Genomic DNA, 18,389 nt, shown 5'->3' on the forward strand with positions numbered 1-18,389 from the left:
GCAAGGGCTCATTGCCCGGGCAACGGCGCTGGATTGTCCGAGAGCGTGCGCAGATAGGCGAGAAGCGCTGCGCGGTCCTCGTCCTTCTTCACGCCGGCGAAGATCATCTTCGTTCCCGGCACCACGCCGCGCGGATCGGCGAGGTAGGTGTCGAGGTGGTTGTAGGTCCACGTCCCGATCTCTTGCGCATGCTTCTTCATCGCATCGGTGTACTTGAAGCCTTCATGCGTCGCGGCCTGACGGTTGACGATCTCCCAGAGGTTCGGGCCGATCCGGTTGGCGCCGCCCTTGTCGAAGGTATGGCAGGCGCGGCACTGCGCGGCGACCTTCTCGCCAGCCTCCGGCGAGGCATCGGCGATCATGGCGACCGTCGGGCTCGGCGGCTCCTGATTCCCGGCAGGCGCCTGGGCCTGCTGCTGACCCTCGGCCGGCTGCTGGTTCTGAGCCTGTTGCTGCGCCTGCCCCTGCTGCTGAGCGGCGTTCTCATCGAGATCGCGGCTTTCCTGATGGCGCGAGGTCTCGGCGGCCTGTTCGCCGGCGCCCTTGGCCGTCTGCGCGCCTTCCGCCGTTGCGGCGGCCGGCTGGTTGCCCGTCGGCGGCTGCTGGGCGTCGGTGGTTCCCGAAGCGAGGCCCTGAGCCGTCGAAGGCCCGGGCGTTGCGGGGCTTGCCGGCTGTGCCTGGTCGGGTGCCTGTTGCGCGTTCTCCGGCTGCGGTGCTGCCTGCTGGCCTGATTGCTCACCCTGGGCCTGCTCACCTTGAGCCTGCTCTTGGCCGGCATCGCCGCCCGGCACGTCCGACGCGCCCTGTTCGGTTGCCGATTGGGCGGTTTCTTCCGTCACTTCGCCTTCGGGAGCTGCCGTCCCGCCACCTGTTGCGGTCGCAGGCGCCGGCGTCTCTTCCGGCGTTGCCTCGGCCTGCGCTCCTCCAGCTTCGCCTTCAGACGCGGCGGCTTCATCGCCGCCTTCGGCCGGCGCGGCTTCCGGCTCGGGCAAAGGCAGAGGATCGTCGGAAAGCGTGTGCAGATACGCGATGACGTTGGCGCGGTCCTGGTCGTCCTTGATGCCGGCGAAATTCATCGCCGTTCCCGGCACCACACCCTTCGGGTCGGTCAGGTAATTGTCGAGATGCTCAAACGTCCATTCGCCTTCGGTCTTGGCGAATTCCTGCATGGCGTCGGTGTAGCTGAAGCCTTCCTCCGACGCGACGGGACGTCCGACGACGTTCCAGAGCAGCGGACCGATCTTGTTGCCTTCGCCCTTCTGGAAGTTGTGGCAAGCCACGCATTGCTTGGCGGTGCGCTGTCCGGCATCCGTGTCGGCATTGGCAAGGCGAACCGGCAGAGGTTCCGGGCCCGCGGGCTCGGCGGCGGCGTCGCTGCCGCTGTCCTCTTCGGCAGTTGCGATGACGTAGCCGGGCTCGTCCAGCTCGGGCGATTCAAACAGCATATCTCCGAGAACAGACAGGCCGAAGGCGACCAGCAGCGTCCCCAGGATCGCCATTGCGTAGGTGTTCCAGGCGGGCGAATGCATTGAAATCTCTACTCCGCTTTATTGGCCGGGCTGCAAATAGGGCGCACCACACCCGGGAGGCAAGGTTGAGAGCGCTGAAGCTCTCGGTTTGACGGTTCCATCGCAGGCGTATAAGCCCGCCGCCGAAGTTCCTTTCCAATGTATCTCGATGAATTTTCGATGAATCCGCTCATCGTTATCCCGGCACGGCTTGCCGCCACGCGGCTGCCTGAAAAACCGCTCGCCGATATCGCCGGCCGTCCGATGATCGCCCATGTCGTAGACCGCGGCCGCGAGGCCGGGCTTGGTCCGGTCGTCGTGGCGACCGACGAGAAGCGCATCGGCGAGGCCGCCGAAGCGGCCGGCGCGATCGCCATCATGACGCGGGCCGACCATCCTTCGGGCTCCGACCGCATCGCCGAAGCGCTCGCGACATTCGATCCGGAAGGCCGGCACGATGTCGTCGTCAATATGCAGGGCGATCTGCCGACCTTCGATCCCGCCACGCTCGCCGCGGCTCTCCGCCCCCTTGAAGATCCGGAGGTGGCGATCACCACGCTCACCGCGGAGATTTCGGAGGAAGGGGAGCGGACGAACCCCAACGTCGTCAAAGTCGTCGGCACGCCGGTCGCGCCAGACCGGCTGCGGGCGCTTTATTTCACCCGCGCGACGGCGCCGTATGGGGAGGGACCGCTGTTTCATCACATCGGACTTTATGTCTATCGGCGCGCCGCTCTGCAACGTTTCGTCGCATTGCCGCCCGGCATTTTGGAGCGTCGCGAAAAGCTTGAGCAGCTGCGGGCACTCGAAAACGGCATGCGTATCGACGCCATGATCGTCGAAACCGTCCCGCTCGGCGTCGACACGATGGCGGATCTGGAGCGCGCACGCGCCATCCTTGCAGGAGAAGCGGAATGAACATGGCCGAGGCGAGACGCGTCGTCTTCCAGGGAGAGCCCGGCGCCAACTCCCACATCGCCTGCCAGGATGTGTTTCCGGCGGCCGAAGCGGTGCCGCTCGCGACCTTCGAGGATTGCTTTCAGGCGATCGAGACGGGGGAGGCCGATCTCGGCATGATCCCGATCGAGAATTCCGTCGCTGGCCGCGTCGCGGATATCCACCATCTCCTGCCGTCCTCAACGCTCTCCATCATCGGCGAATATTTCCTGCCGATCCGCCACCAGCTTCTCGGCCTCAAAGGTGCGCGCCTTGAGGATGTGAAGACAGTGCAAAGCCATGTCATGGCGCTCGGCCAGTGCCGCAAATTCCTGCGCGCCAATGGGTTGAGGGCGGAAGTGGCTGCCGACACAGCGGGTTCAGCCCATCAGGTGGCGGACCTCGGCGACAAGAGCCGCGCGGCGATCGCGACACGGCTTGCAGCCGAAGTCTACGGCCTCGACATTCTGGCCGAGGATATCGAGGATGAGGCGCACAACACCACACGCTTCATCATCCTGTCGCGCGAGCCGCAGCAGCCGGCGATCGAGGCGGGGCCGGCCGTCACCACCTTCATCTTCCGCGTCCGCAACGTTCCGGCCGCGCTCTACAAGGCGCTGGGCGGCTTTGCGACCAACGGCGTGAACATGACGAAGCTGGAGAGCTATCAGCTCGGCGGCACCTTCTTCGCCACGCAGTTCTATGCCGATGTCGAGGGCCACCCGGACGATCCGATGGTGGCGCTTGCTCTCGAAGAGCTGCAATTCTTCTCCGCCGAGTTCCGGGTGGTCGGCGTCTATCCGGCCGATCCGTTTCGCGCCCATCAGGCCGAGCCGGAAGCCAACCGCGCGCTCCGGCCTTCGCGCCGGGCTTAAGGGACCGGGAGGAGGAAAGGCGAGAGCCGCTCGGCGCTCGTTATTTCGCCTCCGCCCAATCGGCCCAATCAGCAATGAGGCGGTGCGCGATCGCCATTTCGGGCGGCGCCGTCAAACCGTCCGGATGCGTGCCGGCCAGCATGCGGCGCACCTCGTCGCGGGCGAACCAGCGGCAATCCTCAAGCTCGCTCTCGTCGCGGGTGATGTCGTTGGACGCAGCCTCCGCATGGCAGCCGATCATCAGCGAGGAGACGAAAGGCCAGGGCTGGCTGGAATGGTAGCGCACACGCTCCGTCCGGATCCCCGCCTCCTCGGCGATCTCGCGCCTGACCGCCGCTTCGATCGTCTCCCCCGGTTCCAGAAACCCGGCAAGCGCGGAATACATACCGGGCTGAAAGCGATACTGGCGGCCGAGAAGGCAGGCGTCATGGTTCTGCGCCGGGTCGATGACGAGCATGATGACGACCGGATCGGTGCGCGGAAAATGCTCTCTCTCACAGGACGGGCAGTGCCGCTTCACGCCGCCTGCCCGCATCTCCGTCTCGCTCCCGCATCTCGCGCAGAAACGATGGTTCTGATGCCAGGCAAGCAGTGACCGCGCCTGCGCGAGCCCGCCGAGATCTTCCGCCGACAGAAGGCCCTGGACCGCGAGGGAGCGAAGATCGATTGCCTGCAGCGGCTCCTGCCACTCTGCCTGCGGGATCGCCATGGCGGCAAGCCGCGGCTCTGCGCCGAGAAATCCGAGAAGAATGAGGGTGGCGGGATTGAAGCCGATGGCCTCGGCCTCGTTCACCGAAAAGGCGGCTTGCGGCTCCGGAGAGATCTTCACGAGAGCACGGTCTTCGCAAAAGAGGTGGATCCGCGCATCGGGTGAACCGAGCGCGATCTCGACTGCATGTTCCGCGCGATGCTCGCTCTGCCGGTCGAAATTGTTTCCCGCGAAGCCGTTTGCGGCGCTCGCCTCGAGGAAAGGGCGATCTAGGAAGCTTGAGGACATGACGAGTTCAGGCCGAAGCGGCGGCAAAAGCGTCTTCCAGGAGGCGGATGAGTGTGTCTTTCGCCTTGATTTCATAAGGCCTTGCAGGGACCGCGCCCCAGACGGGCTTCGGCCAGGCGGGGTCGCCCACGAAACGGGCGATGACGTGGATGTGAAGCTGGCGGACCTCGTTGCCGAGGGCGGCGACATTGAGCTTGTCGCAGCCAGTCACCTGCCGGAGGGACCGCGCCGCCGCGTCGATCTCACTGATCAGAACGCTTTGCTGCGCGACATCGAGATCGATGATCTCGGCGAGCTCCGGCCGCGCCGGCACCAGGATGAGCCATGGATAGGTGGCGTCGTTCATCAACCGAACATGGCAGAGAGGGAATTCGGTGAGCGGAAACGTATCGGCGGCGAGCCGGGGATGAAGAGAAAAGCCGGACATGACCTCGTGACCTAGAGCCTGTGTGAGGCTCTAACACCTGCCAGGGCCGGCGCGAAGGGAGGATCTGTGGCAATTGACGCGGCGCCCGCCCCGGCTTACGCCACCGCAGGATTTATATGGGCAAGACCGGCAGAAACTCACCGGCAGGGGAAGACGACGAAAATGGCCGATCACACCGAACTCGCGGCGACCATCGACGAGGCCTTCGAAAAGCGCGGCGAGCTCAGCCCGGAGACGCAAGGACCCGTGCGCGATGCCGTCGATGCGGCGCTCGACCTTCTCGATAGCGGTGAAGAGCGTGTGGCCGCGCCGGGACCTGATGGCAACTGGCACGTCAATCAATGGCTGAAGAAGGCGGTGCTGCTTTCTTTCCGCCTGACGCCGATGTCGGTGATCGAGGGCGGTCCGGGCGGAGCCGTGTGGTGGGACAAGGTGCCGTCGAAGTTTGCCGGCTGGGGCGCTTCGGATTTCGAGAGCGCAGGATTTCGAGCCGTGCCGCATTGCGTGGTGCGCCGCTCCGCCTTCATCGCGCCGGGCGCGGTTTTGATGCCGTCCTTCGTCAATCTCGGCGCCTATGTCGGCGAGGGGGCGATGATCGACACCTGGGCGACAGTCGGTTCCTGCGCGCAGATCGGCAAGAACGTGCATCTTTCGGGCGGTGCGGGCATCGGCGGTGTGCTGGAGCCCTTGCAGGCCGGGCCGGTCGTCATCGAGGATGATTGCTTCATCGGTGCGCGTGCCGAAGTCGCCGAAGGTGTGATCGTGCGCCAGGGCTCGGTCTTGTCGATGGGGGTCTATCTCGGCGCCTCGACAAAAATCGTCGATCGCAACACCGGTGAGGTGTTTATCGGCGAAGTGCCCCCATATTCTGTGGTCGTGCCGGGCACGATGCCCAGCAAGAACCTGCCGGGTGAAAACTGGGGGCCGCAGCTTTATTGCGCCGTCATCGTCAAGCGTGTCGACGAGCGCACCCGCGCCAAGACTTCGATCAACGAGCTCTTGCGCAGCTGACGCGTCCCGCCAGCATTTGGAGGCAAGATGGCGCGCAGCCTGCTTTGGGTTTTTTTCCGCTTTGATGGCCGCATTGGCCGCGAGGTCTACTGGCTCGCCAATTTCGGCGTGGTGGCGGTGCTGGCCTTCCTGCTGCAGCCGGATGTCCACCCGCAGACAGGGGATGTGACCTTCCACAATCCGACGCTCGCCAGCTTCGCTCTCATTGTCGGAATGGTCTGCTCCATCGCCATCGGCGTGAAGCGGCTGCACGATTTCAACGCGACGGGCGCCTTTGCGGCGATCCTACTCGTTCCCGTTCTGTCGATTTTCGCTACCATCGCCTTCGGTGTCGTGCGGGGCACCGGCGGAAAGAACCGGTTTGGCGAGGCGCCGAACCTGCCGCCGAGGTGAGGGAGGCCGAGGATGGACTGGAAATATCTCTATACGAGCTTCGAAGGGCGCATCGCGCGCAAGGATTGGTGGATCGGGGTCATCGGCCTCTTCATCATTTCTCTCATCGCGACGCTGCTTTTCGGCAATGACGGGCTGATCGCCTTTCTGATTTCCGTCTTTCTGTTTTTGGCCGGCATCGCCTGTCACGTGAAACGTTTTCACGATCGCGGCCGCTCCGGCTGGTGGGCGCTCATCATTCTGATCCCGGTCATCGGACCGATCTGGGCCATCGTCGATCTCGGCCTCCTGGAGGGAGACCAGGGCGCGAACAGCTGGGGCCCGCCCCCGGAAACGCGTCTCATCCCGTGACTGTGATCGACCCCGTCCAGCTCGCCCGCGATTTGATCCGCGCATCTTCGGTGACGCCCGAAGCGGCGCCGGCGCTCGACGTCCTCGAGGCGGCGCTGAAGCCGCTCGGTTTCGCTGTCGATCGGCCCGTCTTCTCCGAGGTCGGTACACCGGACGTGGAGAACCTCTTCGCCGTCATCGGTGAAGGCGATTACCATCTCACCTTCGCCGGTCATGTCGATGTGGTGCCACCCGGAGAGGAAGCCGCCTGGCGGCATCCGCCGTTTTCCGGAGCGCTCGACGAGAACCTCGTCTACGGGCGCGGCGCCGTCGATATGAAGGGCGCAATCGCGGCGATGGTCGCCGCCTTCTCGCGCTTCAAGGCGCGCCGCAGCGGTTTTTCCGGCCGTTTTTCGTTCCTCATCACGGGCGATGAAGAAGGGCCCGGCATCAACGGCACGGCCAAGCTTCTCGACTGGGCGAAAGGCCGAGGGTTCGATTTCTCCGGCGCGCTCGTCGGCGAGCCGACATCTGCAGACTGGGTTGGCGATCAGGTCAAGATCGGCCGGCGCGGCAGCTTTTCGGCGACCATTGTGGCGCACGGGCGGCAGGGCCACGCCGCCTATCCGCATCTCGCCGAGAATGCGGTGATGCGCTTGATGACGCTGCTCGAGGGGCTGACGGCGACGCCTCTCGATGAAGGCAGCGCCCATTTCGAGCCTTCGACGCTCGAGGTCGTCGATGTCGCGACCGGCAACAGCGCCTGGAACGTCATTCCCGGAGAGGCGCGGGCGCGCTTCAACAGCCGCTTCAACGATTGCTGGACGCGGACGAGCCTGCGCGCCGAGATCGAGAGACGGCTGAGTGAGGCGGCCAAAGGCGAGATCCAATGGAGCCTGGAAGAGGGGCAGCCGCCGAGCGATTCCTTTCTCGCCCGGGACGAGGCGCTGATCGGCAGTTTGAGCGGGGCGGTTTCCGCCATCGTCGGCTCACGTCCGCGCCTGTCGACAGGCGGCGGAACATCGGATGCGCGCTTCATCAAGGATTATTGCCCGGTCGTGGAGCTCGGTCTCGTCGGCGCCACCATGCATCAGACCGATGAGAGGGTGCCGGCCGCCGATCTCGAAGAGCTGACGCGCATCTACGAAGCCTTCCTGGACAGCATCTTCGCCCGCACGAAATGATCTTCTCTTACTGCATCCAACAAGTCACCGGCGCATGGAAGGTGATGAACGGCCGTGCCGAAGGGCTGCAGGAACTCGATCTGACATTGGAGGGGTTCTGGCGCTCGTTCGGTGCGGTGATCCTCATCATCCCGTTCACGCTCGTTGCGATTTCATCGGAGAGGATTGCGCTGACGGCGACCGATCACGCCGTGACGGTTCTGGCCGGCAGCTTCGTCTCCCTGCGGCTCTTCGGCCTCGCCCTCGATTGGGTCGCATTTCCGATTTTCTTCGCGCTCGTTGCCCGCCCGCTCGGGGTTGCCACGCATTATGTGCCCTTCATCGTGGCGCGCAATTGGAGCGCGGTGGTGATCGCCGGCATGTTCGCGTTGCCGCATGCGCTCCACGCGACCGGCTTCGTGCCGCTTCCGGTCCTCTCTTTCCTTCTGCTGGCGCTCTTCGTGGTCGCCTTGCGCTTTTCCTATCTGGTGGTCCGCACCGCTCTCGCCGTGCCGGTGATGATGGCCGTGCCCGTCGTTCTGCTGCAGCTCTTGATCGGGATTTTGATCGAGGTGAGCCTCGACCGCATTTTCGTCGGGGTGATGTAGCCGGCGTCGCTCAGGCGTCCTCTTCTGGATAATCGACCTTCGCCAGATAAAGCCCGTCGGGCGGTGCCAGGGGTCCGCAGCGGCGGCGGTCGCATGCGGCGAGTGCCTCGGCGACGTCGCGCGCCCGCCATTTGCCCTCGCCGACGAGTTTCAGCGTGCCGACGAAGGAACGCACCTGGCTGTGCAGGAAAGAGCGCGCGGAGGTCTCGATCACGACCATATCGAGCTCGCGCCGCACGCTGATCCGGTCGAGGGTTTTGACCGGGCTCTTCGCCTGGCATTCGGCCGCCCGGAAGGTGGTGAAATCATGCCGCCCGACGAGCGTCTGCGCCGCCTCGTGCATGGCATCGGCATCAAGCGGCACCGGCACCTGCCACGCCCGGCCACGCTCCAAAGCGAGTGGCGGGCGCCGGTTGACGATGCGGTAGAGATAATGCCGCTTTTCCGCCGAGAACCGCGCATCCAAATCGTCAGGTACTTGCCTTGCCGCGAGGATCGCGACCGGCGCGGGTCGCAGATGCGCGTTGAGGGCGTCACGCACCGTGTCGTCCGGCCAGTCTTTTTGCAGGTCGCAATGCGCCACCTGGCCGAGCGCATGCACGCCCGTATCGGTGCGGCCGGCGCCCCGGATCCGGATCTCTTCGCCCGTGAAGGCAAAGATCGCATCTTCGATCGCCGCCTGCACGGAAGGGCCCGTCGTCTGCCGTTGCCAGCCGACGAAAGGGCCGCCGTCATATTCGATCAGGAGGCGGTAGCGGGGCATAACGAGGCTCTGCCGAAGGGCGCCAGGGCGTGCTGTCTCACGCGACGAGGATGCGGAAATCGGCCGGCAGGCCACGCAGTGCCGCCTCGGCCTCCATCGCCTGCTTGCCAGCACGCTGCACCTCGACGAGACGGATGGCCCCTTCGCCGCAGGCGATCGTCATTCTGTCGAGAAGCTCACCCGGTTGGCCCGAGCCTTCGGTTTTTTCCGAGCGCAGCACTTTCACGCGTTCGCGCTTGCCGCCCGCGTCGATCTCAAACCAGGCGCCGGGGAAGGGCGAGAGGCCGCGGATGAGGTTGTGCACCTCACCGGCGGGCTGCGACCAGTCGATCTTCGCTTCACTCTTGTCGATCTTGGAGGCGTAGGTGACGCCGTCTTCGGCCTGAGGGGTGGCCGTCAGCGCCCCCCGTTCCAACGCGCCGAGTGCCCGCACCATCAAATCGGCGCCAAGACGCGCGAGCCGGTCGTGCAGCTGCCCGGTCGTCTCGTCGGGACCGATCGGCGTCTTTTCGGCAAGGCAGACCGGGCCGGTATCGAGACCTTCGTCCATGCGCATGACCATGACGCCAGTTTCGGGATCGCCCGCCATGACGGCGCGCTGGATCGGGGCCGCCCCGCGCCAGCGCGGCAGGAGCGAGCCGTGGAGATTGAGACAGCCTTCACTCGGTGCGTCCAGGATCGGCTTCGGCAGAATGAGCCCATAGGCGACGACGACGGCGACGTCGGCCTGAAGTGCCGCAAATTCCGCCTGCGCCTCTTCGTTCTTGAGGCTCTTCGGCGTGCGCACCGGAATGCCGAAGCGCTCGGCATGAAGATGCACCGGGCTTTTTCGCTCCGCCATCCCGCGGCCGGCCGGGCGCGGCGGTTGCGTGTAGACGGCTGCGATCTCGTGGCCCTGGCCGACGAGTTCGAGGAAGGTCGGCACGGCGAAATCCGGCGTGCCCATGAAGATCACTTTGAGTGTCATCGCCTGTCCCTTTGCCCCTTCCGGGGACGGCTACATGGCCGAACTGGCGCTGCGCTCTTTCTCGCGCGCCGCCTTGGTGAAACGGCGGATGACCATGTCGCGCTTCAGCTTCGAGAGATAATCGATAAAGAGGACGCCGTTCAGATGGTCGACCTCATGCTGGATGCAGGTGGCGAGAAGACCGTCGGCTTCGAGCTCCTGTTCCTTGCCCTCATAGTCGCGATACGTCACCTTCACCCGGGCGGGGCGTTCCACATCGGCGAAATACTCCGGGATCGACAGACAGCCTTCCTCGTGCACGTTCGGATCGTCGGAGCGCCACACGATCTGCGGATTGACGAGAAACAGAGGCTCGCGCTTGTCCTCTTCGCGGCTGACATCGATGGTGATGATCCGCTTCGGCACGCCGACCTGGATGGCGGCAAGGCCGATGCCGGGCGCCTCGTACATCGTCTCCAGCATGTCGTCGAGAAGCTTCTGGATCGGCTCGCTCATACCCTCGACGGGGTCGCTGAGCTTGCGCAGGACGGGATCGGGAAGTGTGACGATGTCGAGTTTGGCCATGGCCCTCGCGACTTAGGGTTTCCGGGGCCTGCGGTCAATGTTGCGTGACGGCCGAGTGTACGCGGCGAATCAGCTATGTTCATGAAATGGACTCATGGTCGCCCGTCTTTGCCGATGCGCTTGGCCGACTTTCCGACGCCGATCCGCTTGTGCTGTCGGCGGCCGGCTTCGGTGGGCTCGTGCTTCTCGTCGTGCTCATCCTCGCTCTGCGGGCCGGCGCGAAGAACCGTCGTCTGGCTGCCGAGGCGAGCGCGCAGGCGGCGGAGATGCGCGGCGAGCTCTCGGCGCTCCTGAAGACCCAGGCGGAAATGTCGGGACGCATGCAGTCCATGGCGGAGATTTTCGGCAGCCGCCAGTCGGAGCTCAACCGGCATCTCTCGGAACGTCTCGATGGGATCGGCCACCGTCTCAACCGCTCCGTCGGCGAGGCTGCGCAGAACACCGGCGAAAATCTGCGCCAGCTGCATGAGCGGCTTGCCGTGCTCGACCGGGCGCAGAGGAATATCACCGAGCTTGCCGGTCAGGTGACGACCCTGTCGAACATCCTCGGCAACAAGCAGACGCGCGGCGCCTTCGGTCAGGCGCGCATGGAAGCGATCGTCGCCGACGGCCTGCCGAAGGGCGCCTACCAGTTCCAGGCGACGCTGAAATCCGGCGCGCGGCCGGATTGCCTCGTCTTCATGCCGAACGGCGTGCCGCCGCTCGTCGTCGACGCCAAGTTCCCGCTTGAAGGCTACAATGCCCTCAAGGATGCGGAGACGGCGGAGACGAAGAAGGCGGCCCAGGCGCAGTTCCGCACGGATCTCCTGAAGCATATCCGCGACATTCAGGAGCGGTATCTCACTCCCGGCGAGACGCAGGACACGGCCTTCATGTTCGTGCCCTCCGAGACGGTCTTCGCTGAGATCCATGAACGCTTCGAAGAGGTCGTGCAGCGCGCCTACCGGGCGCGCGTCGTCATCGTCTCGCCATCGCTTCTGATGCTGTCGATCCAGGTGATGCAGGCCGTCCTGCGCGATGCGCGGCTGCGCGAGCAGGCGCATGTCATCCAGGAAGAGGTGATGTCCTTGATGGAGGATCTCGGACGCCTCGACGAGCGTGTCAGGAAACTCGCCACGCATTTCGGCCAGACGAGCCGCGACATCGAACAGATCCTGATTTCGAACGACAAACTGCAAAAGCGCGGTGCCCGGATCGAGGGCTTGGGCTTCGGCGAGGAAGCGGAGGAGGAAAAGGTCGCGGCCGGCGGCGAGGGGTAGGGCAGAGCGGTTGTCGGCAAAGCGAACGGACAATGAGCCACGTTTCCGTCCCCTCACTCTCGGGAGGCTGCCTCTTGGTGCCCTCAGCAGGGCGAACCTGGTGTTGCCGTCCGGCCCCGTCTATTTGAGCATTCCGGCACAGCAGCATGCGTTCCGTCGGCATCGAAACCTTCCCCGCCTGTCTGCCATTTCTCTCCGAAATTGTGCGAAGCCCCGACTATATCGGACAGTCGCCACATCACCGCGAAAGTGGTTTCGAATTGATCGGCGAGGTCGAAGACAACAACCTGATCGTGCTGATCGCGATCAGGCTGCAGCGGGACGCAAGAGGCCGCTATCTCGTCCGTTCCTTTTATCCGATCGACCGAAACAAGCTCGACCGCCGGCTGCGGAAAGGCTTTGTCACGCGCACAAAATAAAAGCCCCGCCGAAGCGGGGCTCGTGTTTGCGATCGCCGGACGCCAAATTCCGGATCTCTTCGCTCTTTCGGGCTACTGACCTGATGCGCCATAGGCACTTCAGGTGCGTGAGAAGGCCGTTCTCACCTCTGAACGCAAGCAGAGCTAATAAGCAATAGAATCGGCTGGTTCAATCTCGCCCTGCTCTTCAGCCTGCGGCCCGTGCGAGGCCGTGTTCCACAAGCCGGTCGATGACCGCAGCGTAGCCGACGCCGCTTGCCGCCATTGCCTTGGAATACATGCTGATATCTGTGAAGCCCGGGATGGTATTGAGCTCGTTGACGAGAATGCGACCCTCCGCGGTCACGAAGAAGTCGACCCGGGCCATGCCGTCGCAGCCGAGCGCCCGGAACGCCTGTTGGGCAAGGGTGCGGATTTCGGCTTCGAGATGCGGCGGCAAATCCGCTGGGACCTTCAACGCCGCACCGGTCTCGTCGATATATTTGGCGTCATAGCTGTAGAAGCCGTGGCGTTCCGCGGGCACGATCTCGCCCGGACGCGAGACGAAAAGCGCGCCTTTCGGGTCTTCAAGGACGGCGCATTCGATCTCGCGGCCGGCGATGAATTCCTCGGCGAGAAGCCTCGTGTCGTGGCGAAAGCCTTCCGCAAGTGCCGCGGCAAAGCCTGCTTCGCTCGTCACTTTGCTCACCCCGACCGACGAGCCCTGCCGCGCCGGCTTGAGGAAGAGAGGAAGGCCGAGCGCGCCTTCGATCTCGGCGAAGGAGGGCGCCTCACCCAATGCGATCGTGACCGCACGCGCGACGGGCAGCTCGGCCTGCGTGAGGAGACGCTTGGCGATGTCTTTGTCGATGGCGGTCGCTGAGCCCAGGATGCCACAGCCGACGAAGGCGACGCCCGCTGTCTCGGCGAGACCCTGGACGGAACCGTCTTCGCCGAAGAGGCCGTGGAGGACCGGAAAGAGGATATCGATCGGAGCGATCTCCCGCGCCTGTCCTTCGGGCGAAAGCGCAAGCATGCGGCCTTTGCCGCCAGAAAGAAGGGCGAGTTCTGTCCCCGTCTCGGGTGTCGTCGGGCAGCCGTCTTCGAAACGGCTTTCAAGCCAGCGTCCGTCACGCGTAATGAAGATCGGTACGAGATCGTAAGTCTCGGGGGCGAGTGCCCGCATGACGTTGGTCGCCGACATGATCGAAACATCGTGTTCCGCCGACCGGCCGCCGAAAAGGACGGCGATACGCGTGCGTGAGGACGGAGGCGTCATGGTGGCTCCTGCAGGAGGTTTCCGGAAAGGGGGTTAAAACGCCGTCCTTGCCCGCATGGCGGCTGCGAGCGTGCCGTCGTCGAGATAATCGAGCTCGCCGCCGACCGGCACGCCATGGGCGAGCCGCGTCACCTTGACGTGACAGGAGGCGAGCCCGTCGGTGAGGTAATGCGCCGTCGTCTGGCCCTCGACCGTGGCGTTGACGGCGAGGATGATCTCCGTGACTTCCGGCGCTGCCGCACGGCCGAGAAGGCTGTCGATGGCAAGATCGTCCGGGCCGATCCCGTCGAGCGGGGCGAGCACGCCACCGAGCACATGGTAGCGCGCCTTGGTGGCGGCGGCGCGTTCCAGCGCCCAAAGGTCGCCGACGTCTTCCACCACCACGATGGTGGAAGGATCGCGCGAGGGATCGGAACAGACCGAACAGGGGTCACGGCTGTCGATATTGCCGCAAACGGAGCAGACCTTGGCGGCCTCCGCCGCCTCGCGTGCCGCATTGGCGAGCGGCACGAGCAGCGTCTCTTTCTTTTTGATGAGCGCAAGCGCGGCGCGCCGGGCCGAACGCGGCCCGAGCCCCGGCAGGCGCGAGAGGGCCTGGATCAGTTTCTCGATCTCGGGCCCGACAGTGGAAGCGGCCATGATGTCTCGCGCGGAATCCTAGAACGGCAGCTTCATGCCCGGGGGCAGAGGCAGACCGGAGGTGAGCTCCGACATTTTCTCCTGCGTCGCCTGGTCGGCCTTGCCGCGGGCGTCGGCCACGGCAGCGACGACGAGGTCTTCCAGGATCTCCGTCTCCTCCTCTTTCATGAGCGAGGGGTCGATCTTGATGGATTTGAGCGTGCCCTTGCCGTCGACCACGACGGAGACGAGCCCGCCGCCGGAAGAGCCGGCGACCTCCATCGCGGCCACCTCCTCCTGCAGCTCCTGCATCTTTCCCTGAAGCTCTTTGGCTTGCTTCATCATGCCCATGAGATCGCGCATGGTGTCAGTCATCCTCTCTTGATGGGTCGGGCGTCTCACCCGCCTCGTCGTCATCAGTGTCGTCGTCTTCGGGGCGCGAGCGTACGGCGACGATCTCTGCACCCGGAAAGCGTTCCAGAACCTTCTGCACGATCGGATCGGCTTCCGCCTCTGCCATCAGCCGTGCATCTTCAGCCTGCTTCACCTCGCGCAGAGTTTGCGCGCCGCTTGTCTGGCTGACGATGACGACCCAGCGCTGGCTGGTCCATTCTGAAAGGGCAGCCGAAAGCCGTTGCGGCAGATCCGCAAGGGCGCCCTCGTCGAGCGCGATCTCCACCCGCCCGTCTTCGACCTTGACCGGCCGCACGAAGCGTTCGAGCGCGTTGACGAGGCGGATATCGCGCCGGGCGCGGCCTTCGGCAACGATGTCAGCGAAACTCTGCAGCCGCGGCCCGGCCTGGCTTTGCGCCGCACGGGGTGCCGCGGCCGGCTGGTGACGTGGCTCCGGGTGGGTTCGCGTCCCGCCATTGCCCGACTGCACGAGCCGCGCCTGCGGCGGGGGAGGTGGTGCGGCGCCGCCGCCATCGGGGCGCCCCGCGCCACTGCCGGATCTGTCCTGCTCGTCGGCGAGCGCTTTGAGCGCCTCTTCCGGGGTCGGCAGATTGGCGGCATGGCAGAGGCGCACGATCACCATGTCGGCGGCCTGTTCGGGATGGGCCGCAAGCTGTGCTTCCTGGATGCCTTTCAGGAGGATTTGCCAGGCGCGCGAGAGGATCGAGACCGAGAGTGTTCCCGCGAGCGCTTCCCCGCGCACCCGCTCCGTCTCGGAAATGGCGCTCGAAGGCGCCGTCCCCGGCGCGAGCTTGGAGACGGTCACGTAATGGCAGAATTCCGCAAGATCGGTGAGGACGGTGACGGGGTCGGCGCCGCGCTCGTGCTGCAGTCGCAATTCGGCGAGCGCCGAGGCAGTGTCGCCTTTCATCACCTCTTCGAAAAGGTCGACAATGCGGGCACGATCCGCCAGCCCCAGCATGTCGTGCACCGTCTCGGCGCCGACCCGGCCGGCGCCATGGGCGACCGCCTGGTCGAGGATGGAAAGCGCATCGCGCACAGAACCTTCGGCTGCGCGTGCCACCATCCGGAGCGCCTCGGCCTCGACCTCGAAGCCTTCCTTGCCGGCGATGGAATTGAGATGCGTGATGAGTTCCGCGGCATCGACGCGCTTCAGGTCGAAACGCTGGCAGCGTGACAGCACCGTCACCGGCACTTTGCGAATTTCGGTCGTTGCAAAGATGAACTTCACATGCGGCGGCGGCTCTTCGAGCGTCTTCAGGAGGCCGTTGAAGGCCGCCTTCGACAGCATGTGGACCTCGTCGATGATGTAGACTTTGTAACGCGCCGAGGTGGGTGCGTAGCGTGCCGAATCGATGATGTCGCGGATGTCGTCGATGCCGGTATGGGAGGCCGCATCCATCTCCATGACGTCCGGATGGCGCCCTTCCATGATGGCGCGGCAATGCACGCCCTCTTCGGAAAACTCCACCGTCGGGGCGCCGTCGCCCTCTTTGGGCTGGTAGTTGAGCCCGCGGGCGAGAATCCGCGCCGTCGTGGTTTTGCCGATGCCTCTGACACCCGTCAGCATCCAGGCATGCGGGATGCGCCCGGCCCTGAAAGCGTTTTTCAGGGTACGCACCATCGCCTCCTGGCCGATCAGATCATCGAAGCCGGAGGGGCGGTATTTGCGGGCGAGAACCTGGTAGCCGGGCGCAGCGCTCATCGGCTTCTTTTAGAGCATGATCGGCTTGGGTTGAATGCCGAACGCAATAAGCGCTCCAAACGATGTTCCCTTTGATGCCGCGCCAACGAAAAGGCCGCCTTGCGTGGCGGCCTGATTGGAAGAAGGAGACTGGACGACGACCCGCGTCGAATTCGTTGGGGCTGCTTCCTTCCGGACCTGACCCGATTGGCGAAGGACGCGCCCGTCGCCAGCCTCCCGGCGCCTATATGACGATTTTGCGCCGCGCCTGCAAGGGGAGCGCACGACTTGCGCGATGGGGCGCTTTGTCCGAGGCGGAAGACAGGAGGCGCGGCCGCTAAACGCCGCGCGCCGTGACGATCTCCGAGACGAAGGCCGCGAGGTTGTCGGTGACGAAATCGACATGCTCCGCCCCGTCATGACCCTCCATCTCCCATTCGGCGTGGAAGACTTCGCGCGTGCCAGACGGCACGACGAGGACGGTGCGCATGCCGAAGTCTTTCGGCACGACGAGGTTGCGCGACAGGTCTTCGAACATGGCCGCCCTGGCGGGGGTGATATCGAAACGCTCGATGAAGCGCCGATAGGTCTCTTCGCGCGGTTTCGGCAGGAGGTCGGCGGCGACGATGTCGAAGATGTCTTCGAAATGATCGGAGAGGCCGAGTTGCCTCGCCGTCTGCTCCGCATGCGCGCGTGAGCCGTTGGTGAAGATGAATTTGCGGCCGGGCAGGCGGGCGATCGCGGCGGCGAGTTCCGGGGCCGGGGCGAGCGCCGAGCGGTCGATGTCGTGCACGAATTCCAGAAAGCTGTCGACGTCGACGTCGTGCTCCAGCATCAGCCCGCGCAGCGATGTGCCATGCCGCTCGTAAAATTCTTTCTGAATGCGGTGGGCTTCGGCCTCGTCGACATTCAAGAGATTGCCGACATAGCTGCGGATGCGCTCGTCGATCTGTGCGAACAGGTTCGAATCACGCGGATAGAGGGTGTTGTCGAGGTCGAATATCCATGCCTCCACCTCCGCAAAGACGCTGAGATCTTCACGGGCGTGGGGTGCGATGTCTTCTGCTGCAAGTGCGTTCATGTGGTCTGCTTACGCGATTTCGTAAACATGTGCACGACTTGCTTTGGTGAGGCTGAGATGTCTGCGATATGCGTGATCGCATGCGGCCGCAGGCGCGGGGCGGCAGTCTCTCCCGTCGCTCTATTTGTCCCCTGCGCCCGCCCTCCGCGCTCTCAGGCGGTGCGTTCCGGGGCTCCGTCGGGGCGGATGCGCGTTCCGGCGCCGTGCACTGTGAAGAGCTCCAGGAGCACCGAATGCGGCGCCTTGCCGTCGACGATCACGACGCTTTCGACGCCCCTTTCCACCGCCTCGATGCAGGTTTCCACCTTCGGGATCATGCCGCCGCTGATGGTGCCGTCGGCGATGAGGGCACGCGCTTCGGCGACGGTGAGCTCGTCGATCAGCTTTCCCGATTTGTCGAGCACGCCGGAGACGTCGGTGAGGAAGAGGAGGCGCTTGGCCTCGAGCGCGCCGGCGATGGCGCCGGCAAAGGTGTCGGCGTTGATGTTGTAGGTCTCGCCGTCGCGGCCGGGCGCCACCGGCGCGATGACCGGGATCATCTCAGAACGCGCAAGAAGGTCGAGCAGTGTCCGGTCGACCTCCACCGGCTCACCGACGAAGCCGAGATCGACCACCTTCTCGATATTGGAATCGGGGTCGACGACCGTGCGCTTCAGCTTTTCGGCAAAGACCATATTGCCGTCCTTGCCGCAAAGCCCGATCGCCCATTCGCCCTGCGCGTTGATGAGCGCGACGATCTCTTTGTTGATCGACCCGGCCAGCACCATCTCGACCACTTCGACGGTTTTGCGGTCGGTCACCCGCAGGCCGCCTTTGAATTCCGAGACGATGCCCATCTTTTCCAGCATGCCGCCGATTTGCGGTCCGCCGCCATGGACGACGATCGGGTTGACCCCGGATTGCTTCAAGAGAGCGATATCGCGGGCGAAGGCCGTGGCGAGATGCTGATCGCCCATGGCATGGCCGCCATATTTGACGACCACCGTCCGCCCCTCGTAGCGCTGCATATAGGGCAGGGCCTCGGAAAGAAGTCTCGCCTGATCGTATGCTTCGCTCTTGGTGGCTTCGCTCATCGATGGCTCCGAAGATCAAGGGCCGGAAGGCGTCTATAACG

At 64.7% G+C, this 18,389-nt stretch carries 21 protein-coding genes and 1 other RNA gene; 9 read left to right on the plus strand and 13 right to left on the minus strand.

Annotated elements, in window-relative coordinates; all coding sequences use genetic code 11:
• Nucleotides 1-8 precede the first annotated feature (8 nt).
• Complete coding sequence (locus NYQ83_RS16890; protein ID WP_261216017.1) at nucleotides 9-1,529, minus strand: c-type cytochrome; 1,521 nt, start codon at nucleotides 1,527-1,529, stop codon at nucleotides 9-11.
• Nucleotides 1,530-1,688: 159 nt separating this feature from the next.
• Between NYQ83_RS16890 and NYQ83_RS16895 the strand changes: the two genes are divergently transcribed.
• Entirely contained in the window at nucleotides 1,689-2,426 is a 738-nt protein-coding gene (locus tag NYQ83_RS16895; RefSeq protein ID WP_261216018.1) for a 3-deoxy-manno-octulosonate cytidylyltransferase, read from the plus strand.
• Nucleotides 2,427-2,428: 2 nt separating this feature from the next.
• Nucleotides 2,429-3,319 (plus strand): prephenate dehydratase, encoded by an 891-nt coding sequence (locus NYQ83_RS16900; protein ID WP_261216235.1) that lies wholly within the window; start codon nucleotides 2,429-2,431, stop codon nucleotides 3,317-3,319.
• A 40-nt stretch (nucleotides 3,320-3,359) separates the two neighbouring features.
• On the opposite strand, the gene nudC is transcribed toward NYQ83_RS16900, so the two are convergent.
• Complete coding sequence (gene nudC / locus NYQ83_RS16905) at nucleotides 3,360-4,316, minus strand: NAD(+) diphosphatase (protein WP_261216020.1); 957 nt, start codon at nucleotides 4,314-4,316, stop codon at nucleotides 3,360-3,362.
• Between the two features lie 7 nt (nucleotides 4,317-4,323).
• The gene (locus tag NYQ83_RS16910) at nucleotides 4,324-4,743 is read right to left on the minus strand and encodes an HIT domain-containing protein (protein ID WP_261216022.1); all 420 of its coding nucleotides are present in this window, start codon (nucleotides 4,741-4,743) and stop codon (nucleotides 4,324-4,326) included.
• 162 nt (nucleotides 4,744-4,905) lie between these two features.
• Here NYQ83_RS16910 and dapD point away from each other — a divergent pair, with 162 nt between their 5' ends.
• From dapD to NYQ83_RS16935, 5 genes are read left to right on the plus strand one after another with little or no spacing between them, the layout of a single operon-like run.
• On the plus strand, nucleotides 4,906-5,754 hold the full coding sequence (gene dapD, locus NYQ83_RS16915; protein ID WP_261216023.1) for a 2,3,4,5-tetrahydropyridine-2,6-dicarboxylate N-succinyltransferase: 849 nt from the start codon (nucleotides 4,906-4,908) through the stop codon (nucleotides 5,752-5,754).
• Between the two features lie 27 nt (nucleotides 5,755-5,781).
• Nucleotides 5,782-6,147 carry a DUF805 domain-containing protein gene (locus NYQ83_RS16920; protein ID WP_128291970.1) on the plus strand — a complete coding sequence of 122 codons (366 nt, stop codon included), beginning with the start codon at nucleotides 5,782-5,784 and terminating at the stop codon, nucleotides 6,145-6,147.
• Between the two features lie 12 nt (nucleotides 6,148-6,159).
• On the plus strand, nucleotides 6,160-6,498 hold the full coding sequence (locus NYQ83_RS16925) for a DUF805 domain-containing protein (protein ID WP_128291971.1): 339 nt from the start codon (nucleotides 6,160-6,162) through the stop codon (nucleotides 6,496-6,498).
• A complete protein-coding gene (gene dapE / locus NYQ83_RS16930; protein ID WP_261216026.1) occupies nucleotides 6,495-7,661 on the plus strand; it encodes a succinyl-diaminopimelate desuccinylase in 1,167 nt (388 codons plus the stop codon). The genes NYQ83_RS16925 and dapE overlap by 4 nt, the downstream gene beginning before the upstream one ends.
• Nucleotides 7,662-7,705: 44 nt before the next feature.
• The gene (locus tag NYQ83_RS16935; RefSeq protein ID WP_261216028.1) at nucleotides 7,706-8,248 is read left to right on the plus strand and encodes a hypothetical protein; all 543 of its coding nucleotides are present in this window, start codon (nucleotides 7,706-7,708) and stop codon (nucleotides 8,246-8,248) included.
• 10 nt (nucleotides 8,249-8,258) lie between these two features.
• Here NYQ83_RS16935 and truA read toward each other — a convergent pair whose 3' ends face one another.
• The 3 genes from truA to def are packed head-to-tail and all read right to left on the minus strand — an operon-like array spanning nucleotide 8,259 to nucleotide 10,542.
• On the minus strand, nucleotides 8,259-9,011 hold the full coding sequence (gene truA, locus NYQ83_RS16940; protein WP_261216030.1) for a tRNA pseudouridine(38-40) synthase TruA: 753 nt from the start codon (nucleotides 9,009-9,011) through the stop codon (nucleotides 8,259-8,261).
• Nucleotides 9,012-9,048: 37 nt separating this feature from the next.
• The gene (gene fmt / locus NYQ83_RS16945; RefSeq protein ID WP_261216032.1) at nucleotides 9,049-9,978 is read right to left on the minus strand and encodes a methionyl-tRNA formyltransferase; all 930 of its coding nucleotides are present in this window, start codon (nucleotides 9,976-9,978) and stop codon (nucleotides 9,049-9,051) included.
• Between the two features lie 30 nt (nucleotides 9,979-10,008).
• Entirely contained in the window at nucleotides 10,009-10,542 is a 534-nt protein-coding gene (gene def / locus NYQ83_RS16950) for a peptide deformylase (protein ID WP_261216034.1), read from the minus strand.
• Between the two features lie 86 nt (nucleotides 10,543-10,628).
• Between def and NYQ83_RS16955 the strand changes: the two genes are divergently transcribed.
• Nucleotides 10,629-11,801, plus strand: coding sequence for a DNA recombination protein RmuC (locus NYQ83_RS16955; protein WP_261216035.1), 1,173 nt, complete (start codon nucleotides 10,629-10,631; stop codon nucleotides 11,799-11,801).
• Nucleotides 11,802-11,947: 146 nt separating this feature from the next.
• Nucleotides 11,948-12,220 carry a PBECR2 nuclease fold domain-containing protein gene (locus tag NYQ83_RS16960; protein WP_261216037.1) on the plus strand — a complete coding sequence of 91 codons (273 nt, stop codon included), beginning with the start codon at nucleotides 11,948-11,950 and terminating at the stop codon, nucleotides 12,218-12,220.
• A gap of 187 nt (nucleotides 12,221-12,407) precedes the next feature.
• On the opposite strand, the gene NYQ83_RS16965 is transcribed toward NYQ83_RS16960, so the two are convergent.
• The 7 genes from NYQ83_RS16965 to argB form a co-directional block, all read right to left on the minus strand.
• Nucleotides 12,408-13,478, minus strand: coding sequence for a D-alanine--D-alanine ligase family protein (locus NYQ83_RS16965; protein WP_261216039.1), 1,071 nt, complete (start codon nucleotides 13,476-13,478; stop codon nucleotides 12,408-12,410).
• 33 nt (nucleotides 13,479-13,511) lie between these two features.
• Nucleotides 13,512-14,117: a recombination mediator RecR gene (recR, locus tag NYQ83_RS16970; RefSeq protein WP_261216041.1), complete on the minus strand. Its 606-nt coding sequence runs from the start codon at nucleotides 14,115-14,117 to the stop codon at nucleotides 13,512-13,514.
• Between the two features lie 18 nt (nucleotides 14,118-14,135).
• Nucleotides 14,136-14,459 carry a YbaB/EbfC family nucleoid-associated protein gene (locus NYQ83_RS16975; RefSeq protein ID WP_128293219.1) on the minus strand — a complete coding sequence of 108 codons (324 nt, stop codon included), beginning with the start codon at nucleotides 14,457-14,459 and terminating at the stop codon, nucleotides 14,136-14,138.
• 4 nt (nucleotides 14,460-14,463) lie between these two features.
• Nucleotides 14,464-16,215: a DNA polymerase III subunit gamma/tau gene (locus tag NYQ83_RS16980; RefSeq protein ID WP_261216042.1), complete on the minus strand. Its 1,752-nt coding sequence runs from the start codon at nucleotides 16,213-16,215 to the stop codon at nucleotides 14,464-14,466.
• Between the two features lie 121 nt (nucleotides 16,216-16,336).
• An RNA gene (gene ffs / locus NYQ83_RS16985) (signal recognition particle sRNA small type) lies at nucleotides 16,337-16,432 on the minus strand.
• Between the two features lie 99 nt (nucleotides 16,433-16,531).
• Entirely contained in the window at nucleotides 16,532-17,275 is a 744-nt protein-coding gene (locus NYQ83_RS16990; protein ID WP_261216044.1) for a pyrimidine 5'-nucleotidase, read from the minus strand.
• Nucleotides 17,276-17,427: 152 nt separating this feature from the next.
• The gene (gene argB / locus NYQ83_RS16995) at nucleotides 17,428-18,348 is read right to left on the minus strand and encodes an acetylglutamate kinase (protein WP_128291983.1); all 921 of its coding nucleotides are present in this window, start codon (nucleotides 18,346-18,348) and stop codon (nucleotides 17,428-17,430) included.
• Nucleotides 18,349-18,389 lie beyond the last annotated feature (41 nt).

The sequence above is a fragment of the Afifella sp. JA880 genome (assembly GCF_025379905.1).
Classification (GTDB): Bacteria; Pseudomonadota; Alphaproteobacteria; order Rhizobiales; family Afifellaceae; genus Afifella; species Afifella aestuarii.

Coding starts and splice junctions, on each gene's coding strand:
- NYQ83_RS16890 (WP_261216017.1), bottom strand. CDS start 1,529: ATGCATTCGCCCGCCTGGAACACCTACGCAATGGCGATCCTGGGGACG.
- NYQ83_RS16975 (WP_128293219.1), bottom strand. CDS start 14,459: ATGCGCGATCTCATGGGCATGATGAAGCAAGCCAAAGAGCTTCAGGGA.
- truA (WP_261216030.1), bottom strand. CDS start 9,011: ATGCCCCGCTACCGCCTCCTGATCGAATATGACGGCGGCCCTTTCGTC.
- dapD (WP_261216023.1), top strand. CDS start 4,906: ATGGCCGATCACACCGAACTCGCGGCGACCATCGACGAGGCCTTCGAA.
- NYQ83_RS16960 (WP_261216037.1), top strand. CDS start 11,948: ATGCGTTCCGTCGGCATCGAAACCTTCCCCGCCTGTCTGCCATTTCTC.
- NYQ83_RS16925 (WP_128291971.1), top strand. CDS start 6,160: ATGGACTGGAAATATCTCTATACGAGCTTCGAAGGGCGCATCGCGCGC.
- NYQ83_RS16955 (WP_261216035.1), top strand. CDS start 10,629: ATGGACTCATGGTCGCCCGTCTTTGCCGATGCGCTTGGCCGACTTTCC.
- NYQ83_RS16900 (WP_261216235.1), top strand. CDS start 2,429: ATGGCCGAGGCGAGACGCGTCGTCTTCCAGGGAGAGCCCGGCGCCAAC.
- def (WP_261216034.1), bottom strand. CDS start 10,542: ATGGCCAAACTCGACATCGTCACACTTCCCGATCCCGTCCTGCGCAAG.
- NYQ83_RS16935 (WP_261216028.1), top strand. CDS start 7,706: ATGAACGGCCGTGCCGAAGGGCTGCAGGAACTCGATCTGACATTGGAG.
- NYQ83_RS16980 (WP_261216042.1), bottom strand. CDS start 16,215: ATGAGCGCTGCGCCCGGCTACCAGGTTCTCGCCCGCAAATACCGCCCC.
- NYQ83_RS16895 (WP_261216018.1), top strand. CDS start 1,689: ATGAATCCGCTCATCGTTATCCCGGCACGGCTTGCCGCCACGCGGCTG.
- nudC (WP_261216020.1), bottom strand. CDS start 4,316: ATGTCCTCAAGCTTCCTAGATCGCCCTTTCCTCGAGGCGAGCGCCGCA.
- NYQ83_RS16910 (WP_261216022.1), bottom strand. CDS start 4,743: ATGTCCGGCTTTTCTCTTCATCCCCGGCTCGCCGCCGATACGTTTCCG.
- NYQ83_RS16990 (WP_261216044.1), bottom strand. CDS start 17,275: ATGAACGCACTTGCAGCAGAAGACATCGCACCCCACGCCCGTGAAGAT.
- recR (WP_261216041.1), bottom strand. CDS start 14,117: ATGGCCGCTTCCACTGTCGGGCCCGAGATCGAGAAACTGATCCAGGCC.
- NYQ83_RS16920 (WP_128291970.1), top strand. CDS start 5,782: ATGGCGCGCAGCCTGCTTTGGGTTTTTTTCCGCTTTGATGGCCGCATT.
- fmt (WP_261216032.1), bottom strand. CDS start 9,978: ATGACACTCAAAGTGATCTTCATGGGCACGCCGGATTTCGCCGTGCCG.
- argB (WP_128291983.1), bottom strand. CDS start 18,348: ATGAGCGAAGCCACCAAGAGCGAAGCATACGATCAGGCGAGACTTCTT.
- NYQ83_RS16965 (WP_261216039.1), bottom strand. CDS start 13,478: ATGACGCCTCCGTCCTCACGCACGCGTATCGCCGTCCTTTTCGGCGGC.